The 19,638-nt window shown below is 42.0% G+C and carries 14 protein-coding genes, 1 tRNA gene and 1 pseudogene; 6 read left to right on the top strand and 10 right to left on the bottom strand.

The window, feature by feature from the left end; genetic code table 11:
- Window positions 1–23: 23 nt before the first annotated feature.
- The 5 genes and pseudogenes from ACFFAP_RS06540 to ACFFAP_RS06520 all read right to left on the bottom strand — a co-directional run bounded on the left by ACFFAP_RS06540 (window position 24) and on the right by ACFFAP_RS06520 (window position 2,891).
- Window positions 24–698, bottom strand: coding sequence for a hypothetical protein (locus ACFFAP_RS06540; protein WP_375510464.1), 675 nt, complete (start codon window positions 696–698; stop codon window positions 24–26).
- Window positions 699–729: 31 nt separating this feature from the next.
- Window positions 730–834: pseudogene (locus ACFFAP_RS06535) on the bottom strand (DUF3854 domain-containing protein); the annotation flags it as partial.
- Between the two features lie 458 nt (window positions 835–1,292).
- Window positions 1,293–1,580 (bottom strand): transposase, encoded by a 288-nt coding sequence (locus tag ACFFAP_RS06530; RefSeq protein WP_375510463.1) that lies wholly within the window; start codon window positions 1,578–1,580, stop codon window positions 1,293–1,295.
- Window positions 1,492–2,241 (bottom strand): IS630 family transposase, encoded by a 750-nt coding sequence (locus ACFFAP_RS06525; RefSeq protein ID WP_375510462.1) that lies wholly within the window; start codon window positions 2,239–2,241, stop codon window positions 1,492–1,494. Before ACFFAP_RS06525 ends, ACFFAP_RS06530 begins: the two co-directional genes overlap by 89 nt.
- A 579-nt stretch (window positions 2,242–2,820) precedes the next feature.
- Window positions 2,821–2,891: transfer RNA gene (locus ACFFAP_RS06520), tRNA-Cys, on the bottom strand.
- A gap of 203 nt (window positions 2,892–3,094) precedes the next feature.
- Between ACFFAP_RS06520 and xerC the strand changes: the two genes are divergently transcribed.
- A complete protein-coding gene (xerC, locus tag ACFFAP_RS06515; RefSeq protein ID WP_375510461.1) occupies window positions 3,095–4,177 on the top strand; it encodes a tyrosine recombinase XerC in 1,083 nt (360 codons plus the stop codon).
- A 272-nt stretch (window positions 4,178–4,449) separates the two neighbouring features.
- Window positions 4,450–5,127: a hypothetical protein gene (locus ACFFAP_RS06510; protein WP_375510460.1), complete on the top strand. Its 678-nt coding sequence runs from the start codon at window positions 4,450–4,452 to the stop codon at window positions 5,125–5,127.
- Window positions 5,128–6,001: 874 nt separating this feature from the next.
- On the opposite strand, the gene ACFFAP_RS06505 is transcribed toward ACFFAP_RS06510, so the two are convergent.
- Both ACFFAP_RS06505 and thrC (ACFFAP_RS06500) read right to left on the bottom strand, forming a co-directional pair.
- Window positions 6,002–6,592, bottom strand: coding sequence for a chromophore lyase CpcT/CpeT (locus ACFFAP_RS06505; RefSeq protein ID WP_375510459.1), 591 nt, complete (start codon window positions 6,590–6,592; stop codon window positions 6,002–6,004).
- Between the two features lie 478 nt (window positions 6,593–7,070).
- A complete protein-coding gene (gene thrC, locus ACFFAP_RS06500; protein ID WP_375510458.1) occupies window positions 7,071–8,162 on the bottom strand; it encodes a threonine synthase in 1,092 nt (363 codons plus the stop codon).
- 869 nt (window positions 8,163–9,031) lie between these two features.
- On the opposite strand from thrC (ACFFAP_RS06500), the gene ACFFAP_RS06495 reads away from it, so the two are divergent.
- The gene (locus ACFFAP_RS06495; protein WP_375510457.1) at window positions 9,032–9,223 is read left to right on the top strand and encodes a hypothetical protein; all 192 of its coding nucleotides are present in this window, start codon (window positions 9,032–9,034) and stop codon (window positions 9,221–9,223) included.
- 79 nt (window positions 9,224–9,302) lie between these two features.
- Here the strand turns inward: ACFFAP_RS06495 and ACFFAP_RS06490 are convergent, their stop codons facing one another.
- Complete coding sequence (locus ACFFAP_RS06490) at window positions 9,303–11,660, bottom strand: hypothetical protein (protein ID WP_375510456.1); 2,358 nt, start codon at window positions 11,658–11,660, stop codon at window positions 9,303–9,305.
- Between the two features lie 306 nt (window positions 11,661–11,966).
- Between ACFFAP_RS06490 and ACFFAP_RS06485 the strand changes: the two genes are divergently transcribed.
- On the top strand, window positions 11,967–13,622 hold the full coding sequence (locus ACFFAP_RS06485; protein ID WP_375510455.1) for an iron uptake porin: 1,656 nt from the start codon (window positions 11,967–11,969) through the stop codon (window positions 13,620–13,622).
- 592 nt (window positions 13,623–14,214) lie between these two features.
- Complete coding sequence (locus tag ACFFAP_RS06480) at window positions 14,215–14,388, top strand: hypothetical protein (RefSeq protein WP_375510454.1); 174 nt, start codon at window positions 14,215–14,217, stop codon at window positions 14,386–14,388.
- Window positions 14,389–14,634: 246 nt separating this feature from the next.
- Here the strand turns inward: ACFFAP_RS06480 and ACFFAP_RS06475 are convergent, their stop codons facing one another.
- Together ACFFAP_RS06475 and thrC (ACFFAP_RS06470) are read right to left on the bottom strand one after the other, a co-directional pair.
- Window positions 14,635–14,910, bottom strand: coding sequence for a ubiquitin-like small modifier protein 1 (locus ACFFAP_RS06475; protein ID WP_375510453.1), 276 nt, complete (start codon window positions 14,908–14,910; stop codon window positions 14,635–14,637).
- Between the two features lie 88 nt (window positions 14,911–14,998).
- Window positions 14,999–16,309 carry a threonine synthase gene (gene thrC / locus ACFFAP_RS06470; protein WP_375510452.1) on the bottom strand — a complete coding sequence of 437 codons (1,311 nt, stop codon included), beginning with the start codon at window positions 16,307–16,309 and terminating at the stop codon, window positions 14,999–15,001.
- A gap of 834 nt (window positions 16,310–17,143) precedes the next feature.
- On the opposite strand from thrC (ACFFAP_RS06470), the gene ACFFAP_RS06465 reads away from it, so the two are divergent.
- A complete protein-coding gene (locus ACFFAP_RS06465; RefSeq protein ID WP_375510451.1) occupies window positions 17,144–19,624 on the top strand; it encodes a beta strand repeat-containing protein in 2,481 nt (826 codons plus the stop codon).
- Window positions 19,625–19,638 lie beyond the last annotated feature (14 nt).

Genomic DNA, 19,638 nt, shown 5'->3' with positions numbered 1-19,638 from the left:
TTGCAATTTTTAATTTTATATTTTTAATTTTTAATTTCGAGAAGCGACTTGACTTTGATTTCCCCAGCTAGTGATAGTAGATAATTTACATCACAATCGGATACATCAGCAGAAGATAGATAAATCTTACCTTGTAGGCTGCTCAAAACGTTTTGAATCAATTGCTTGAGGTTTTTGAGGATGGATACGCGAGGGTTGGCTACTTCTGTACCTGAGTTGAGAAGATGCCAGAAAACTTGGTCACATTCGTCGATGATGACTATATCGTTAGACCAGTCGTTGGCATTGAATCTTGCTTGACTACCATGATGTAAAGAGTCAACACATACCCCATAGCCTAAGAGGTCTCCCGTTTCTGATTCATGAACTTCAGTTACGTAATTAACACCAAAGCGATTACATAACGCTTCACCTAGTTGAATGCGATAAGTTATAATGAGCACTCTTGGCCCGTTTTCGTGTGCCTTATTCACCTGACTAGTTAGCCATTCTGTTTTCCCTGTTCCTTTAGGTAGTTTGAGGACAATCAGCTTTTCACCTTCTGGTATGAGAAGTTGATTTAGAAATCTTTGGTTGAGTGCGATGGCTGCTGGATAAGTGAGCAAGGTAAAAGGCCGGAGTTGCCACATCTCTAAAAGCTTCGGCCGGATTGTAAAGTGCCTTAAATGCGTCTTGAGCTTGGGCAACAATAAAGTCATCAACGCCCTTCTCTGGCCCTGGTAAATCGATTACTTTAACTGAACAGCCCTCGGCAACTAATAACTGTCCCATGCGATTAATAGCAGTTCTCACCTGTTGAACAGTCTCACGCTTGGTGTCCCGATCAAAGCAGATATCAACACGTCTACCCTCGGTGGCAAAGTGCTTGAGGTCAGGAATAAGAGATTGACATGATCGCTGACATGCTCAGTGATATTGATTAGACCTGAGCCGCGCATAGCCCGATGCATTAAATCCCACTCAACAGCCCACCAAAATTTCTCAAACGAATCAAACTTTGGATAGAAATCTTGATAAAAAATTTCGGCCATTGCCCACTATTTGGACTGATGAAAGATCCTCTGGAAAAAGGAGGTATTTTTAGTAATCGACTCCCACTTACTAGCCTCAATAACCTTAAACTGATTAGAGAGTTATATCATGTCCGGTTGATTACCCATAGTTAATCCTGTCAGGTGGCAACAGTTACTTGAGGGCACCAGTAAAAATTTGTTAAACCCCGAACTAAATCTTTCTGTTCAAGCAACTGTTTGCAGCGATTAAATACAACTTCCTCCACCTGATCAATATCTTTAAATGAACGGGAAAGCAATTGGTTCATTTGTAAGTGGCCAAAGTCTCTCGGCAGGTTGAAGTTCCGGAGAGTGAGATGGCATTTCGACAATATGGATACCTTGTGGAATCTCAAGTTTTTTCGCGGTATGCCATCCAGCTTGGTCAAGAGCCAAAACGATTTGTTTTTGATCACCGACATCAAAATGTTGAGCGAAATCAGCCAAAACTTGATGAAAAATTTCCGTATTTACATAGGGTAGTATCCACGCCTTTTGTTTCTCCTGACTGCGGGTGAACAAAACCATATAACCACAACCATTTAAATCGCCAATTGAGGTTTGCGATCGGTTCTGTCCATTCATCAACCCAGATCCTTCTAATAATTGGTTTGAGACCAATTCTGTGCTCATCCATTGTCCACACTTCTACGTCGGTGTCGGGATACTTTTTTTGAACTTGAGTCACCTCGGATGCCAACTTTTTTTTCCATTCCTCCTGCTCAAAATAATCTGTTTCTTCGTGTGAAGGTCGAGGTACTCTTAAGCGTAATTTCATTTCTTTAAGATATTCCCACCCACGTTGTCTACTCACCTTGTACCCGACTAAAACGCTTAACCAATCTGCGACTTTTCGCCCGTTCCATAACCCTCCATCGCTCGGAGGTGATTGTAATACCTGCCACAATTGTGCCTGTTGAACATCATCCAAAAGTGTCTTCCCTCCGGGATGTTCATGTCTTTTGTCCCCTAATGAATCCGGTCCAATACGGTTATATCCCCACACAAGTTCGTAAATCCAACTAAGACTATAACCAGTTACTTGTGAAACCTCTTGGCTACTCCTTCCAGATCCTAATAGCCAGATAATTTGGTAATGGCTTCTCTCCACAGCATCTTTTGCTTGACGGTAACGCTGTTCTAACTCGGTTAGTGGTAGATGTGGCTCTATTCTAAGACGTTTTGGCATTTTTACGGTAGATACTTGCAACAGAAGATATATCTAGTTCATCTTACTATGGGTATGCCCCCGGACATGATATTACAAATAGTCCTGGGCAAGTTCTAGGGATTGTTGATCCTTTGGGATATATTCAGTGGTGCTGGAGTTAATTTTTCTTTACAACTTTAAATTCATTCGTGTTTTATTCGATTAATTTGTTATTCCTAGTCAAGTCCATTTTGCATAAGGAAAACAAATCTATGTGTTACTCACTTTGCCCTAGACAGCTATCTGTTATAAGGATGATTCACTACTTATTTTTTAAGGCGAATTATCTAAGAGGCTATTTATAAAGTAAATCTTTGATATTTTTGAGATTCCATAAGGGTAATTAACTGGGGTAAAGACCTTTATCCTTCCACTTTACCCCAGTTTTACCCCAGAAATACCTATTGGGGTATAAAACCTCTACCTTACATTTGTTACCCCAGTTCTTTACCCAAACTACCCAAAATAACCCCAAAAATCTCCGAAGGCTCTGAAAACAATCCTTTTACGCCCAATAAAAAAGGGCTTGAAAACCCTGTAGTGCTTATATTTATTTGAAGGCGGCACCCGGATTTGAACCGGGGGTGGAGGTTTTGCAGACCTCTGCCTTACCACTTGGCTATGCCGCCACAGCTATTTTTAGCTTTATTCTTGACTACTAGCTACCATTTAGCTACCATTAGGTAAGATAAAGGTATTAGGGTAGCTTAACATGATGCAACCTATAAGGACTAGGCAAGCCAAGGGTACTGTAGGTATCGAAGACCATAGGGGTAAGCTAAGGCTTAGACTGCCTACTCTACTAACTAAAGAAGGTCAGAGCAGGTATCTCATGACTGGACTAGATGCCTCTGACTATAACAGAAAACAGTTAAGAGCGCTAGCGGCTTCTATGGAGCAAGAGATAGCTACCGGACAGTTCGACTGTACCCTAGAGCGGTACAAAGAGCGAATAGAGGGCTATAACCGCCCACAGCTAACAATAGTCAAGCCATCCCAACCTCAGCAAGACATAGGGCAACTATGGAGCGCATATTGCGAGTATATGCAGCCTCAACTAGCTAGTACAACCTACCGAAGGGACTATGCAAGGAAATATACTAACCATATTGCAGCACTACCTACCAAGGACTTAACCCAGGCAATAGCCATTAGAGACTTCCTATTAGCTACCCTATCCCTTAATGCCGCTAAAAGAGTACTAACATACCTTGCAGCCTGTTGTAAATGGGCTGTAGCCTCTGGGCTAGCTAAGAATAACCCATTTACAGGTATGTCAGAGGATATTAAGCTACCAAAGCATGATAATGATGCCATAGACCCATTCAGTAGGGCTGAGATGGCTACCATCATTAAGGCATTTGAGGAGACTAGACCGCATTATGCCCCTTTTGTCAAGTTCTTATTTTGGACTGGATGCAGAACCGGAGAGGCGATAGGGCTAACATGGGGTCATATTAACCCGGAATGTACTCAGGTTACATTCTGCGAGTCCTATGACTCTGGGTTAAAGGTCAGGAAGGGCACTAAAACAGGTAAAAGTAGAAAGTTCCCATGTAATGCCAAGCTGACAGCATTACTATTGTCTATAAAACCTGATACCGCCTATGAAGATACCCCGGTATTTTTAGCGCCTAATGGAGGTTTAGTCAATAATACTAGGTTTAGCACTCAAGTCTGGAAGGGCGGCAGGCAAGGCGATAAGACTTATAGGGGAGTAATGCAAGTTCTACTAGATAAAGGCGCTATAGAGCGCTACAGATGCTTTTACAATACTAGACATACTTTTATAACCTTAATGCTTGCAGAGGGTCTAACAGTAGCTCAAGTAGCCAAGTTGGTAGGTAACAGCCCTGCTGTCATCTTGCAGCATTATGCTGGTAATGGGGTTACTATCTCTCTACCGGAGTTCTAAATTATAGTATAAAAGGATACTTTATTACAACATTACCCTGCTTAGTCCTAATAAGACTCGGTAGGGTATTTTAATAGGTCATAACCGGGTATTGACCGGGTACTGACTTAAGTAGTAGCTAGGGGGGAGTAGTCAACATTTGAGTCAGCATTTAAGTCAACATCTAATAGCTGTAGTTTGGCTGTGCAAGCATTTAGCGGGTACTGACTTGGGTATTAACCTAGATATTGACTTTTGCTATATTTTTAAATAGCAACCAGAAAAGATATAACATGATGCCAAGCCCTAAAACAGTACAAGTCGCAATGTCAGTTCAAGAGTTCAATACCATTGAGTATCATGCTAAACAAGCAGATAGCTCAATATCTAAGTACATTAGAGAAACTGTATTGGCAGTTATAGCGGGTAATACCCGGGGCAACATCCAGTCAATACCTGAGTCAACATCTGGGCAACATCTGGTCAGTACCTTAGTTAAAGATGAATACATCTATCAGCAAATAGATGCATTGTGGCTAGAGATAACTGCTATTAAAGAAGTCAATACCCAGTCAATACCCTTAAATGTCGACTCAGATGTTGCCTCAAATGTTGACTTAGTTAATACCCCTCAAACATCAAGAAAACAAGTAATAGCAGCGATAGATGTTGACTCAGATATTGACTCAGATGTCGTCTGGGGTGCTACCCAAGTTAATACCCCGGACACTACCCTAGAACCAGGTACTATACTACCCACTGAGAAACTACTAGAGCGGTTAAAGCAGGGCATATTAGCTCAGTCGAATGTTAAGACAGAGAAAGGTAGGCAGAATGCAGTAGCTAACTTTCCGCAAGACCTAGCCAAGGCTAAGGTAGCCAAGGTACAGCTAATGACAGCTAAGTTTGACCCTAATGGACTAAGCTGGTTGCCAACTGATGAGACTAGAGAGTTATGGGCTAGGCAGTAGCAGTCCAGTACCAAGCCTATCTACCCTATTTAGCCCTGCGAGGTTAGCCTTGGCAGGGCTTTATCATGTCTAGGAGTGTGTTAGCTCATTTAGCTAGGGTTAAGCCCCCTTACCCTATATGTACTGTCTTATATCAGAGGGAATATCTTTGTCAGCACTCCTTGATCTAATATTTATGCTTATCGGTTAGTACTACCTTTATGGGCGGTTAACCGAACAAACAAGGATCTAAACAGACTATAGACAAAGTAAGGGTAAGCAGATAGGAGACAAGGATATGGCTAGGACAACAGCAAAGCTAACAATGCGCTTCTCAGAACAAAACTATACCGCTATGCAACAGCTAGCAGACCATAGAGACTGTTCTATGGCTCAAATAGGGTTGCCTATCTCTTAATGGCATCATACAGCGCATTCTCAGAGGCTAAGTATATGTACCCTTGTAAGCGGTTAGCTACCATTAGGCTACCATTAGGGCTATAAGAGGTATATTAGTAGTAGGTTAAAGCTTAGTACTGGTAAGGGGTTGAGGGGTATTAAGGTAAAAGTTTGCACACCTCTGTCTTACCACTTGGCTATGCCGCCACAGCACAATTCCTTGAATTACTTTAATCTTTATAAGATATCTTAGTAGCCATAGGGCGCTAATTAACCCATGATAGCATAGGTTTCTGAGGTAGAGATAGTGGGTTAACTGGAGTTTCTGGTAGTCTTTAGGCGATCGCTAGATGGACATCATGAACCAAATCCAAAGTTTTTGAGGTAGAGATAGTAGGATGGTAGTCTTTAGGCGATCGCTAAAGAGTCCTGATTACAGGTTGACCATAAGTTATGAGTTATGAGTTATGAGTTTTAATTCCTCACTTCTCACTTCTTACACCTTCACTTCATCGGCAAAACTACCCCATCGGACAAAGTGAAATGGGCCGGCGATAGAACCCCAGAGACGTTCATCGGTGTCTAAATCTCTTCCCCGGTCGAGGCTGAAAAATTCTTTAGCGTCAATCTCAAATTCGTTATCCAGATAAGTATTTTTGCCGTCACGAACCACAATGCAGCATTTTCCAGGTTCAACCCTGCCTTTAAAGCTGTGACCTGTCCACTCTACAACCATGTTGCAACCTGACATTTTTTCCAATTGGTCAACAGATAAAACTTTTAAACGTTCGGGATCGCGAGATGCGCCGTAAAATTTTTGTTCTTCTTTAAGCGTGTAGTGTTCAATAACAATGTGGTTTTCTGTCGGAATCAACTTCATTACCCGCATCCGGTAGGGTTGATTGAGCATAAAATCATAAGCTTGTTCGAGAAACAAACTTACGCCTGAGAACAATTCCAACGGAAGGGGACGGATACACACGCGAATGTGGGCATAAAAAGGCGGATTTTCAAAAGCTTGTTTTTGATTGCTAAAGTCAGCTGCCATCCACCGGGCTAAAGTAGCAATATCAGTAGAATGAGTCACGTCGCTTCGCTCCAAATTCAAAATTCAATAATTTTTAATCCCCATACTTCGGCTCCTTTCGACTTACTTCGATTACGCTCAGTACAAGTCGCTCAAGGCAAGTCGCTCAGTAACCATAAATAAATTTAGAGGCTTGTATCATGAGTGTGTTTTGTTCATTACAAGATGATCAACTAGTTGTTTAAAAATTATCTAGAATTATTTTGACATTTCCCAGACTGAAAAATCCTGGCTGCGATACCTTTGGTGGAAATATTGCGTAGGTTTTGCCCAAAAAATTAAAATGTGTAGGTTGGATTGAGGAACGTAGACCCAAAGGGGATTCCCGCAGGGTAACCCAACATCTTGCGGAGTTCGTTGGGTAACGCATTGCTTCAACCCAACCTACGAATATTATTAACCGAGCAGTATTGCCTTTGGTGGGCAAAACCTACGCAATTTCTTATTACGTATTACGATCGCTTTTAGTTCCCAGTGTTTAAAATCCCATTGCTTCGGCTACTGCACCCAATTTTGCTGCAATACCCTGTTGAAATTGACTGTGATTGTATTTAATGGCTGTATCTGGGTCTTTTAGACCATTACCTGTGAGGACACAAACCACTGTCGCCCCTGTAGGAATTTGGTCTTTCACCTGTAATAACCCGGCTACAGAAGCGGCGCTAGCAGGTTCGCAGAAGATACCTTCTGATGCTGCCAAAAGTCGATAAGCGTCGAGAATTTCTGCATCGGTAACGGCGTGGAAATTTCCCTGACTTGCGGTTTGGGCTGCAACAGCTAACTCCCAACTAGCAGGGTTGCCAATCCGAATTGCTGTCGCTAGGGTTTCGGGATTTGCTACTGGCTGACCATGTACTAAGGGGGCTGCACCTGCGGCTTGGAATCCCATCATTCGGGGTAAACGATCGCACTTCCCATCTTGATGATATTGACAAAATCCCATCCAATATGCTGTGATATTTCCTGCATTCCCCACGGGGATACACACCCAGTCTGGCGCATCACCCAGCGCATCAACAATTTCAAAGGCTGCTGTTTTCTGCCCTTCTAGGCGGTAGGGATTGACCGAATTTACCAAAGTCACCGGATAGCTTTCGGACATCTCGCGGACAATTTCTAGGGCTTGGTCAAAATTACCTTTAATTGCCAATACTTCTGCACCGTACAGTAAAGCTTGAGCTAATTTGCCCAGCGCCACATAACCGTCGGGAATCAGCACAAAGGCATTCATGCCCCCACGCCTTGCATAAGCGGCGGCTGAGGCTGAGGTGTTGCCCGTGCTGGCACAAATTACTGCTTTTGCCCCAGCTTCCTTGGCTTTGGAAATTGCCATAGTCATCCCCCGGTCTTTGAAGCTGCCGGTGGGATTAAGACCGTCGTATTTTACAAAAACCCGTACTTGTCTGCCAATGCGTTCTGCGATCGCTGGCACTGGTATTAAGGGTGTGTTACCCTCCAACAGAGTGACAATCGGTGTTTTTTCGCTGACAGGCAAGTATTCGCGATAGGCTTCTATCAGTCCGGGCCAGGGTTGGCGATGAGATTTAGCAACAGACAGGCTCAATGTCACGGGATTTAAAATTTCTTAATCTAAAGGATTGGATATTTAGAAAGGGTCGCATAGGGAAGCGCAGAATCGGGAAGAGGAAGAAAGGGAATTTTTCTTTGCCCTGTCCCAGTTAAGAGTCCCCTAATTCCAAAAGAATATTATGTAAGAATATTATTTTTCGTGGTGCAGGCGTTTGATTTTGCCATTTTTATTTTATTTATAATGTCAGTTTATCATAACCGCCACGGCGACCTGGGGATACTGAGAAAGTGAAAAATGATAGATAAATCTATGGGACTTACGTAATAACTCTCTGAAACACTTATTCCTCCTTTGCAAAATGCCACTTCTGTGCAAGGCGCTCCGTGAACGTATTTATGTATATTCTACTATTTTAATTTCTTAAGTTTCTAAGTTAAAATACGTAGTAAACTGTCTTTCCTTTGCGGTAGCTTTATCCTTCTCTTGACAAAGATGCTGCGCGTATCTTGCTTCCACATTCGCAAAGCGAGCCGTAGGCAAGTGGTACAAAGACGCTACACGAACGGCAAGTGCTTTGCCCGACATTTTTTCCTAATCTGGCGTAATTTAATATAATCTACAGGGAATTTTTTACGTAAATTACTCAAGAAGAGCGAGAATAATTAATACAACTAGAATTGGCAGGCTATCAATTAAGTATTGCTAAGTATTATCGAGTGGAAGGAAACTTTGCACACTTGGGGCAATGTTTTCTCAGGAACACAGCTATTATGATCACCGTCTCTTATAATTGAACCTGAAATCCATTAGACTAATTGATTGAAAATACACAATATTTTAATAAAGCTTAAAAAAGCAATATTATAATATTTCTAATGGTGTGAGTTAAGTTTTGGATTTAATTAGCGATGCCTACTTGTTTATCTAGTGTTTCCGATCGCGAGTCCCAGGCTAACTGGGTCAGTAAGTTAACCAAGTCTTATTATCAAGACGATCAGCAAGCTAAATTTATGCATTTACAAGCAGAGGTAGACTCTCTGTTGCAGCAGTTGGAAAACCTAAAGCACCAACGTCTAGCCGAAACCGACCAAAAAGAATAAGTCAGTTTTGCAGATAGCGATCGCTTTTCCCCTCTCTAATCTAAATTGAAGTGAGGGGTAAATTTGAGTAAGGGGCGTGCTATTCAAAGCGCTGATTTTTATCTGACCAGCGCCTCAAACTGTAGTTATGAGCATTTTCTACTAATAAAGCTAAGGATTGCACGCCTGAAAGCTTGGCGATCGCAGATAGTCTTTGTAAGTCATTTCCTGTAAAATCAGTGTAAATAACTTCATTGCTATCAGACAAAATTATAGTCCGGTCACGGCGTTGCTCTGTGTTTTCCCCCTGAATTTCAGGTGTAGACTGATTCAAGGATGCTATTGCGCCTGCTGAGATAGTCAGTATTATTTCTGGTTGAGCGTTATTTGTTAAATCAATCACTTGAACGGGCCAATCACCCAATTTTTCCTGCATCTGCTCAAAGCTAGGAATAGCACCAGCCGGAACTTCATCAGATTGCTGTAAAGATTTCCACACACTCGATAACATTACTTTCACCCCTTGAGGATTTTGTTGATGCAGTTGTTGTAGAGTGATGGGAGATGGTTGTACCCATTCCAGTGCTGCATTTGTCAAGGCTAAAGGTTTGGGTTTGAGAACATCGTTTTGATTCTCTGGAGTTTTTGGCCCAGCAACTAATAGGCGTAAAACTTTACCTCGTAGTTGTACCGCTTTGATAGCGGCTATAGTAATTTGTTGTTCTCCGTTAGGCAACCAGACCACAATTTGAATTTCAGGGTCAGAAGTGATTCCCAAAGTTTTCCACAAAAATTTGGCGGCGTCAGTTTTGGGTGGGTTGAAATTCTCAAAGGGGGAATTTAGCCAGCCTTTCCCGTCATTAAATGCACTCACCTCCACCTGATACCAAACTTGGTTATCCGTGAGTTTCAAGTCTGCTGAGGAATTTGGTTGCAGCCATTCAGTGCTAGAAACTTGAGTGATTGGTTGCACTGTACCGACAATTTGACTAGGGTGAGTAGAGGATATTTGCGATGCACCCTGATTATTGAGGCTTGCTAATAAATTTTGAATATAGGCAAGGTCATCTTTTGTAATTTTTGGTTGGGCTTTCAACCAGGAATTAGCATGTCCTTCTCCCTGCTGAACTGCTAAAATTAAAGCAAACCAAGCTTGCACCTCTCGTCTATTTGGGTTCACCCGCAACGCCGCCGCAGTGCGATTCCATAAGCGTTTTTCATCAGCTTTGAGTAGGGTAGCAATTTCTTGGGCATTATGTGGTGAGGCTTCAAACACCTGTAAAGCTTTTCCCCAACGACCATCAATCAAATCTGCAAGCACTTCTTGACTAGGACTTGCCCAATTTTTCTGGGCTTGGGTTTTAGTAAGTTGGGAGTGCAAGCGAATCAAATCCATTTGCGCTTGCGCCGCCTCTGGCAAAACTCCTTTGCGCTGTTTCTTAATGAATTTCAACCATTCAAAAGCTGGTGTCCACAGTCCACTACGGGCAATTGACAGGGCGTTTTGGTATCCAGAATCCTTGATCGCTGATGATTTGAGGGTAATCGCCTCCAATTGAATTGGTTTGAGAAATAACTTCAGAGGCTTGACTTGGTAAATCTGTAAGTGCGGTTCTAAACCTATAGTTTGATCAACAACTAACTCTTTTGTACCATCACCAGTTACCTGTTGCCATTTGGGCAATTGTCCGTTAGGACTAGTCCAAGACAACATTTGTAGTAAGTTTCTGCGTTCTGGATTGTAGTATACGATATGACCATAAGCGAACGCACCAGTTCCTTGTTGGCGTTGACCCCGCAAATTAAACCAAACACCTGGTGATGGTGTGCCACCTTCAAACCGTTGCACTTCAGTTAAAGATAGGGGAATGCTGATATCTTGGGGTTCTGATGTACCATCAAGTGAGGGAGAAATCACAAAGGATTCATCTGGCCCAGTTACAGGTAATTGAGTCGCTAGATAGTAGTAATTTTCTGACTGAGATTTAAACTCTAACTCTTCTGAGCGTTCATAAACCCTGAGTTCCACTAGTTCTTCACAATCAGATTGACAATTAGCACGCTGTTGTAAAACTGGCAATAAAAAAGAGTCTTCCGCATTTTGATGTAAAGGCAGAGTTTCCCCAAATATTTGGTTTTTTTTACTCAAATCGAGTTGAATTTGTTTGAGAGTTTGAGGACGTTCATGGTTACCAAGCGGAATTTGCGCCCATGCAGGTAAAATTTTATTTAGCCAGCTTAGTTGATCTGGATTGAAGATGAAGAGAACGCTAATCCAGGCAAAAGCCATAATTAGACTAGCACTACTCAACAGAATTGCGATCGCTAGCATTGACGACAACCAACTTCCCCGTTTTAGCTTTTTCTGGGGTTTTTTAACGACGCGTTTCACCATACCTGCATGAGGTTTATTTTGTTTAGAGGTTTTTGGCGTCAGCTTGCGTGAACGATTTGCCATAGATTGGGGACTGGGGACTGGGGACTATGGACTGGGGATTAGGGATTAGGGATTAGGGATTAAAGCATTAAGGATTGAGAAAACTCTTTCCTAGTCCTCAGTTATCAGTCCCCAGTCCCCAATACCCTGTTATACTCGCCCTTTCAGAAGTTGCCCAGAAGGATTAAGTGTAAATTTGGGACAAAATCCGTAAATTTTCCCATGTGAATGCTAGACAATCGCGAATACACTTTTCACTTAAGTATGTGAGCAGAGTGTAAAAAGTTGAAAGGTAGACTTATTAGCCACAGTCATAGCAAAACTTGGATGCTCTCATGGTTACTAATTGCAGGAGTAAATGGAGTTGCACAAAAAGCACTAGCACAAGAGTACACAGACACACGAACTACTCAGGCGCACGAGAGTATAGATTTAAATTCTTCTTCCCTCTCCCCAGTAAATCCGATGGCGCAAGTTACATCGGTTTCTCAACTCAAGGACGTACAACCCAACGATTGGGCATTCCAAGCATTACAGTCTTTGGTAGAACGCTATGGCTGTATAGTAGGCTATCCAGATAGCAGCTATCGCGGTAATCGTGCTTTAACTCGATATGAATTCGCCGCCGGAGTGAATGCTTGTTTAGATAGAGTCAACGAATTAATCATTACAGCCACCAGCGATTTAGTCACCCGCGAAGATTTAGCAATATTACAAAAATTACAGTCAGAATTTGCCCCAGAATTAGCAACTTTGCGCGGTCGTGTCGATAGTTTAGAAGCCAGAACCGCCGAAATCGAAGCCAACCAATTCTCAACAACAACCAAACTCAGTGGACTACTAATAGTTGGCATTCAAGGACGGACTAGCAATCGTGGTGATGTGAATCCTAGAGATGGACAAAAAGATACAGATGATGCAGGGACAAACACTAATGTCATATCCCTGGCGCAACTATATTTAACTAGTCAAATCACTCCCCGTAGTTATTTGTTTACAGGCCTTTTAGATGGTAAAGGAAAAACTTCGCCTAGATTTACTAATAGTGTTTCTCGAAATGATGTTTTTCTTGGCTACGAATTTCCTACAGATAGCTTGATTGTAAGTGACCTCAATTTTCATTGGCTGGTGACAGATAAATTAGCAGTAATGGTGGGAACAGAAGGCGTAAGTATGCCAGCTGCTTTCCGAGGCCCCAATCGAGTAGAAAGTGCTGCAACAGGGCCGCTGTCTTATTTTGCCCAAAGAAACCCAATTTTAAATATAGGATACGGTCACGGCGGTATAGCTATTGATTGGCAATTTGCTAAACGCGCTAGTTTGCAGGCAATTTATACTAGTTATCAACCAGGAAATTCTGGTAAAGGTAGCGGTTTATTTGATGGAAACACCACTACAGGCGTGCAATTGCTGCTGACACCAATCGATACTCTAGATTTAAGTTTGTATTACGTTAACAATTACTCCTTGGATGGTTGTTTACTAACTTTTGTTGGCGATGAATGCTTAACTACAGTTAATACCACAACCGGAAAATCAGCACCACTGCAAACCAACGCTGTGGGTGCGACTGTAACTTGGCAAATTTCACCCCGCATTAGCGCAGGTGCATGGGGTGGTTATACTAAATCTTACATTCCTGGGCGATCGGGAAATGTAGAGACGACAAATTATATGGTGTTTCTGAATTTTCCTGATTTATTTTCTAAAGGAAATTTGGGGGGAATTTATGTCGGTCAACCTCCTAAAATCACCAGTAGCAACTTACCTGTAGGGAATAATGTTCCTGATTTTGTCAATACTGGTTTAGGACGTGCAGGTGGACAACCAGGGACGACTACTCAAATTGAGGCATTTTATCGTTTTCAGCTAACAGATAACATTAGCATTACACCAGGAATAATTCATATCATGGAGCCTGGTCACACACCAGATAGTGACTCAGTTACCATCGGCATTCTGCGGAGTACTTTTCTTTTTTAATTCCGTTTATCAATAAATATTATTGAACTTAAGTATTGACAGATGCTTGTAGCCAATTGGGCACAAAAACTAATGAAAATTTCTTTTTCAATCCCCCATACTCAACTTCCTATACACCATGCCCCATTTTAAATAGATACAAAAATAAGGTTTGGCGGTGAACCAAACCTCTATATAAATCCAGTGCATAACAACATCCCGAATTAATTTACTCATTATTTATTCATAGGGCATTTTCCCATAGGGTGTATGCAAATATCCTGAAACCTGATATTAATCTACCCTAGTATACCCCAATACTAAAATAGAAAATCAATCTGCCATAGGCTAAAGGCTATGGCAGATTAATTAGATGTTAAATTTAATAAAATAACTAGAAGGATTTTTACGTCCAGAACTTGCATTAAAGCGATTTTTCTAACTAGCAAGCAAAATAAAAGACGGGATAAATATCAGGAGTCAGAGTTGATTAAAGGTTACTCCTTTTTGAGACTTGAAAACGCAAAATCCAGAGATAGGGACACTTTTAAGAAATGAAAATAATGTAGTACCTTAACTACAGTTATTGAAAACTAGGCAAGGGGTACATATCATGTCCACTTCTGGAATAAGTAAAGTAACTTTGACAAATATTAGTCCAACAACACTCCTAGTTGCCTATGTTTGGCAATTTAGTAACATTGCCTATGCTAGAGAAATTGCAGAACTGACTCATGCAAAGGGAATAGCAAGACAGTTTGAGAGGATGTTTGAAAAGTCCTCTTAGGAGAGAGGTCTGAAAGTGAGGTTTTCCAGATGCCGTGAGAAGTCTAACAGTCAAGCAAGTAAAATTAGCCCCATAACATAAGTGGTGCGGCATTACTTATATTGTGTTAACTTCAGCCAAAAGACCAGAGAAAATCTCATTTCCAGGATCTACCACTAATAAGCATTCCCAGTCAGAGCAGGAAAACGAGACAATCTCTCAAAAGTTTGTCTAGTCAGGCTTCTACTTTATTTGGTGTTCTCTGTATTAACCACCGGCGACAGCTGGGACAATACTTACTTCATCGCCATCTTTCAAAACTGTGTTAATACCATCTAAATAGCGGATATCTTCGCTATCGACATAAAAATTTACAAACCGACGTAGCTTCCCTTCTTCATCGCACAACCGCGATTTAATCCCAGGAAAGCTTTGTTCTAAGGAGTCCAACAATTCAGCAATGGTGCTACCGTCGGATTCTAGACTAGCTTGGTTATTAGTCAAATTCTGAAGAGTCGTAGGAACTAAAACTGTTACAGCCATAGAAGTACAAAGTGAAGAGTGAGGAGTTAGGAATACAGTTAAGAGTTAGGAGTCATGATATAAAAAACTCATAACTCATAACTTCTAACTAAACGAGGACTTGTTGCCATTCCAAGCGATCCAGAGTACGCGATCGCTCTAGGGCACGTTCAAAACTATCGAGTTTAGCATCAATAGTCAAGGGTTCGCCAACGTAGCCTTGGATTGCTTCTTGAGTTTTCAGACCATTGCCGGTGATGTAAATCACGGTGGTTTCATCTGGATCAATTTTCCCAGCTTCTACCAGTTTTTTCAGCACGGCCACAGTTGTACCGCCAGCCGTTTCTGTGAAGATGCCTTCGGTTTCTGCCAGCAGCTTGATGCCATCAATAATTTCTGCATCATTGACTGATTCAATGTTACCACCAGTTTTCTGAGCTAACTCCACAGCATAAATACCGTCTGCTGGATTACCGATCGCTAACGATTTAGCAATTGTATTTGGTTTTACTGGCTTAATAAAGTCGCGTCCTTCTTTAAAGGCTTGGGCGATCGGCGAACAACCTTCAGCTTGAGCGCCACTGAAACGGACTTTCTTGTTTTCTACCAAACCAACTTCGACAAATTCTTGGAACCCTTTATAAATTTTTGTAAATAGTGAACCAGATGCCAAAGGAGCAACAACATGATCGGGTAGTTCCCAGCCTAGTTGTTCCGCAACTTCAAAGCCTAGCGTCTTAGAACCTTCAGAGTAATAAGGACGCAGATTAATGTTGACAAAACCCCAGCCATGTGTATTAGCAACTTCTGAACAGAGACGATTTACTTGATCGTAGTTGCCCTTAACTGCCATCAAGGTGGGACTATAGATCAGGCTACCGATAATTTTCCCAGCTTCTAAATCTGCGGGGATAAACACACAGCAGTCTAAACCGGCATGAGCTGCGATCGCAGCTGTAGAATTTGCCAAGTTACCAGTGCTAGCGCAAGAAACGGTAGTGAAACCCAACTCTCGCGCCCTTGATAGAGCAACTGAAACTACCCGATCCTTAAAGCTAAGGGTGGGCATATTAACCGCATCATTTTTTATATAAAGCTTATTTAGACCCAGGCGACGGGCAAGGCGGTGGGAACGAACCAAGGGAGTCATACCCGTTCCCACATCTATAACATTGTCAGTTGCAACAGGCAAAAAGGGACGATAGCGCCAAATTGAATTGGGCCCGGCTTGAATTGTTTCACGAGTGACAGTCAGACGGAGGGCACTGTAGTCATATTTGACTTCTAAAGGCCCAAAACATAACTCACAAACGTTACTGGCTTTGAGTTCATATTCCGCACCACATTCTTTACACTTCAAGGCTTGAAAGTAGGCAGTGCTGGTTTGGGTTTGGGTTTGGGTTTTGATTGCCTGAGTCATAAACTAGCTTTAATAAGTTTGTCTGTCTGCTGTCGCCTGATACTAACACGAGCAAAAATACCAGTCAAACATACCCGACCAAAAATGTCGGGTATAGCTAGTATTGCCCAAAAGGATTTATGTAAAATTTTTATATCCGTAATCGCTATATTGAGTATTTATGCTTTTATTGCCCTTGTGAGAAAATCAGACAATAGCTTCAGGTACTCAGTCTTAACACTGAACATTGATATGATTAAATTGGATTATATTTATGACAAACTTACATTATTTTTTAAATCACTATCCAATATTCAGTGATCTAGATCACTTAGTTAACCTTCTATTTTTTATCTAAATGACTCCACAAGGTAGTAAGCATAGATGACAGAAAAAGCTCAAAAGCATTTCCAGATATAAGTTTTAGTGTTTTTAGCTTCTGATTAAACTACTAAAATTGCTATGTGTATTGCCAAAATGAAGTTGATTTTTCAGCTTTGATGCACTAATTCATCGCTAAAGAAATTACTTATTTATACGGAAGTTTTTTTTTGCGGCAAAAGTTACATTGCTACTTACATTGACGATTCAGCAAAACACAGTAGTTAAGTTATCCATATTTGTGATCGCTAGCTTTGATAATCAACGTTAAGCGTAAAACAATTAGGCAATAACTTTTCTGCTTATTGCCTCAATCTAATTTTTCAGGAGTGTCAATAAGTTCACTCCTCAAATAGACATCTCCGAAACATTAAGGTTTTGGCTCGTCTAATCGGTAATTCTTTAAGGAATTGCCGAACTTTATCCTGTCTCAAAACCCAAGATACAAGTTCAGCAAATAAACAAACTATTTCTATGGTAAACCGAAAGAAATCTGTCAACAAGCAGTGCCAGCCTTACCAATCTTTAATAGCAACAGCATTGTTAACTGGTAGCCTTTTCCAATTTGTCGCACCTGTACTAGCTGAAGGTACTACAGCAGGCACATCTATAAGTAACACAGCGACAGCGACCTACGAAGATCCCAACACGCCAGGGAGTCCCATCAATTCCACATCTAACGCCGTCACCGTGACTGTAGCAGAGGTGGCTGGTATTACTGTTACAGGTTCTGGGATTACAGGTACTGCTAACCCTAATAATACACTGGTTTACACTTACACCGTAACCAACGTCGGTAACGACTCCACCAAATTCCAGATTCCTAACTTAGCGACAACAACAGGACCAGCCACAGTTTCGGGTCTATTATCTGGTAGTACGACATCTGGTAACTTGCAATACAGTACTGATGGCGGTACAACCTGGACAAATATCCCTGCTGGTGGACTAACTACAGGTGCGATCGCAGTTAATGGTACTGTGTTAGTACGTGTACCAGTTACCGTGCAAGCTGGCGCTCAAACAGGCGATATTATCACTGTCCAATTAGGACAAACTCCTGGTAATGCTCAAAACCAACCCCGGAGTGCTGATGGTGGCGACATTTACACTGTAAAGATATCAGCAGGCGGGCCAGTTAATGGTGTCAGAGAAGCCAGTGCTACCCAGCAGATTAAAGTAGGAAATACTGCTACAACTAGGGCGTTAGCAACTATCCTCAAAACTAAGACAGCCTATGATAATGCTGGCACTTCTACTTCCCTGAGTGATGACCTGTTAACTTATGGTTTGAGCTTGCGGGTTGAAGGTAGCGATGTAACTGCTAGTGGTGTTACCCCCGCAGCTTTGGCTGGTACAAATATCAGTGTTGATGGTACAACAACTCCCCACATCTTAGTTTCTGATGCTATTCCAGCAAATACAGTGCTTAATGGCACTCCAATTGCTCCGACGGGTTGGAAAGTAGTTTACACCACTACTCCTACTACTACAAATGCTGAAGCGGCTACATGGACAACTACGCAACCAACCTTGAATTTAATCACGCGGGTTGGTTTCGTTAACGATTCTAACGTTGTCACTTCAGTTGCAACTGGGACAACTGTTAGCGGTTTTAGCATCCAAGTTAAGGCTAGTGGTATTGCTGTAAATGCTACCTCAGCAACCATTAACAACATCGCTCAAGTGGCTGGTACAACTGCTGGAGACCCGACCACCAAAGTCTATGACAACTCAGGAGACCAAAACCCAGATAACTTTGACTCTACCAATAAGACCTTTCCTACTACACCAAATCCTGGTATTACTAGTACGACGACTGACACACAGAATAATAACACTGGTACCAATAGTACTACTGGGGCTGTAAACGCAACTACCCTCACAGTCCCCAGTCCTACCTCTGTGTTGAATGGGCCAAATGGAGCGCCTGATGCTGTTGGCCCAAGCGACAACAATGATGACTTCACTAATAAATCAGCACTAATTCCACCCAATATTGCTCCTGGCTCAACAGTTGATCCGGCTGTGGTATCCTTTACTAACACAGTTCAGAATACTGGTACATCTGCTGCCAATATTTCTCTCGTACCTACACCACCAACAACACCAGGTGATTTGCCTACGAATACAGTGGTGACGGTATCCTATGAAGGTTTATCAGCTGCTTATAAGTACAATGGCACAAGCTTTGTCTTCGTGACAGGAAGTGGTGGGGGTACTGTCGGGGGCAACCCAATTAGTGCCACTAATCCAGTGCGAATTGATGCAGTTCCAGCCAATGGTGGTAAAGCTAACTATGGTGTAAGCATTGACCTACCTGCTGGTACGCCACTTTCAACTGATACTACTGCTCAAGGTGCAGCTGTCACAACTATTATAGAACGCGGCTTCCCCACACGGATTACGGCTTTTATTGATACAAACAATAATGGCTTACCTGATGACGCAGCTACTAACGTCAGCATTGACCGTGTATACACTGGCTTCTTGCAATTGCTGAAACAGTCACGACTTTTACAAGGAACTGGGCCAGCACTAGCAAATAGTGCTGATGGCAATTTTAGTGTTACACCCAAAAAACCCGCCCCAGGCAACATTATTGAGTATCAGATTACTTACAAAAATATTTCTACTCCTCAAGTGGGAACCGGGAATGTAATTCTGAATGCTGACAAGATTGTGATTACTGAAGATGGTACTCAAAGCCCCAACAACTGGGCGAAAGACAACGATACCAGTGGTCAAATTGATACTAGCAACATTGTTGGTTCAGCTAAAGATTCTGGCGCTTCAACTATCCAGTTCTTCACTGGTAGCCCAGCTACTAACCCTGGCGTCGATCAAACTGGAACCACGGTAAGCAGTGATGTCACAAAGTATGTAAATACTGCTACTGGACAGATTGCACCTGGTGTTCTTAGAACATTTACCTTCCAACGCAAGGTTAACTAGATAGCTTGATTTCA

This window comes from uncultured Nostoc sp. (assembly GCF_964245575.1).
Classification (GTDB): domain Bacteria; phylum Cyanobacteriota; class Cyanobacteriia; order Cyanobacteriales; family Nostocaceae; genus Nostoc.
This window is presented reverse-complemented; position numbering and strand designations above follow the sequence as displayed.

Coding starts and splice junctions, on each gene's coding strand:
- ACFFAP_RS06540 (WP_375510464.1), bottom strand. CDS start 698: ATGACTTTATTGTTGCCCAAGCTCAAGACGCATTTAAGGCACTTTACA.
- ACFFAP_RS06530 (WP_375510463.1), bottom strand. CDS start 1,580: ATGGTTTTGTTCACCCGCAGTCAGGAGAAACAAAAGGCGTGGATACTA.
- ACFFAP_RS06525 (WP_375510462.1), bottom strand. CDS start 2,241: ATGCCAAAACGTCTTAGAATAGAGCCACATCTACCACTAACCGAGTTA.
- xerC (WP_375510461.1), top strand. CDS start 3,095: ATGACTGGACTAGATGCCTCTGACTATAACAGAAAACAGTTAAGAGCG.
- ACFFAP_RS06510 (WP_375510460.1), top strand. CDS start 4,450: ATGATGCCAAGCCCTAAAACAGTACAAGTCGCAATGTCAGTTCAAGAG.
- ACFFAP_RS06495 (WP_375510457.1), top strand. CDS start 9,032: ATGCCTACTTGTTTATCTAGTGTTTCCGATCGCGAGTCCCAGGCTAAC.
- ACFFAP_RS06490 (WP_375510456.1), bottom strand. CDS start 11,660: ATGGCAAATCGTTCACGCAAGCTGACGCCAAAAACCTCTAAACAAAAT.
- ACFFAP_RS06485 (WP_375510455.1), top strand. CDS start 11,967: ATGCTCTCATGGTTACTAATTGCAGGAGTAAATGGAGTTGCACAAAAA.
- ACFFAP_RS06480 (WP_375510454.1), top strand. CDS start 14,215: ATGTCCACTTCTGGAATAAGTAAAGTAACTTTGACAAATATTAGTCCA.
- ACFFAP_RS06475 (WP_375510453.1), bottom strand. CDS start 14,910: ATGGCTGTAACAGTTTTAGTTCCTACGACTCTTCAGAATTTGACTAAT.
- thrC (WP_375510452.1), bottom strand. CDS start 16,309: ATGACTCAGGCAATCAAAACCCAAACCCAAACCCAAACCAGCACTGCC.
- ACFFAP_RS06465 (WP_375510451.1), top strand. CDS start 17,144: ATGGTAAACCGAAAGAAATCTGTCAACAAGCAGTGCCAGCCTTACCAA.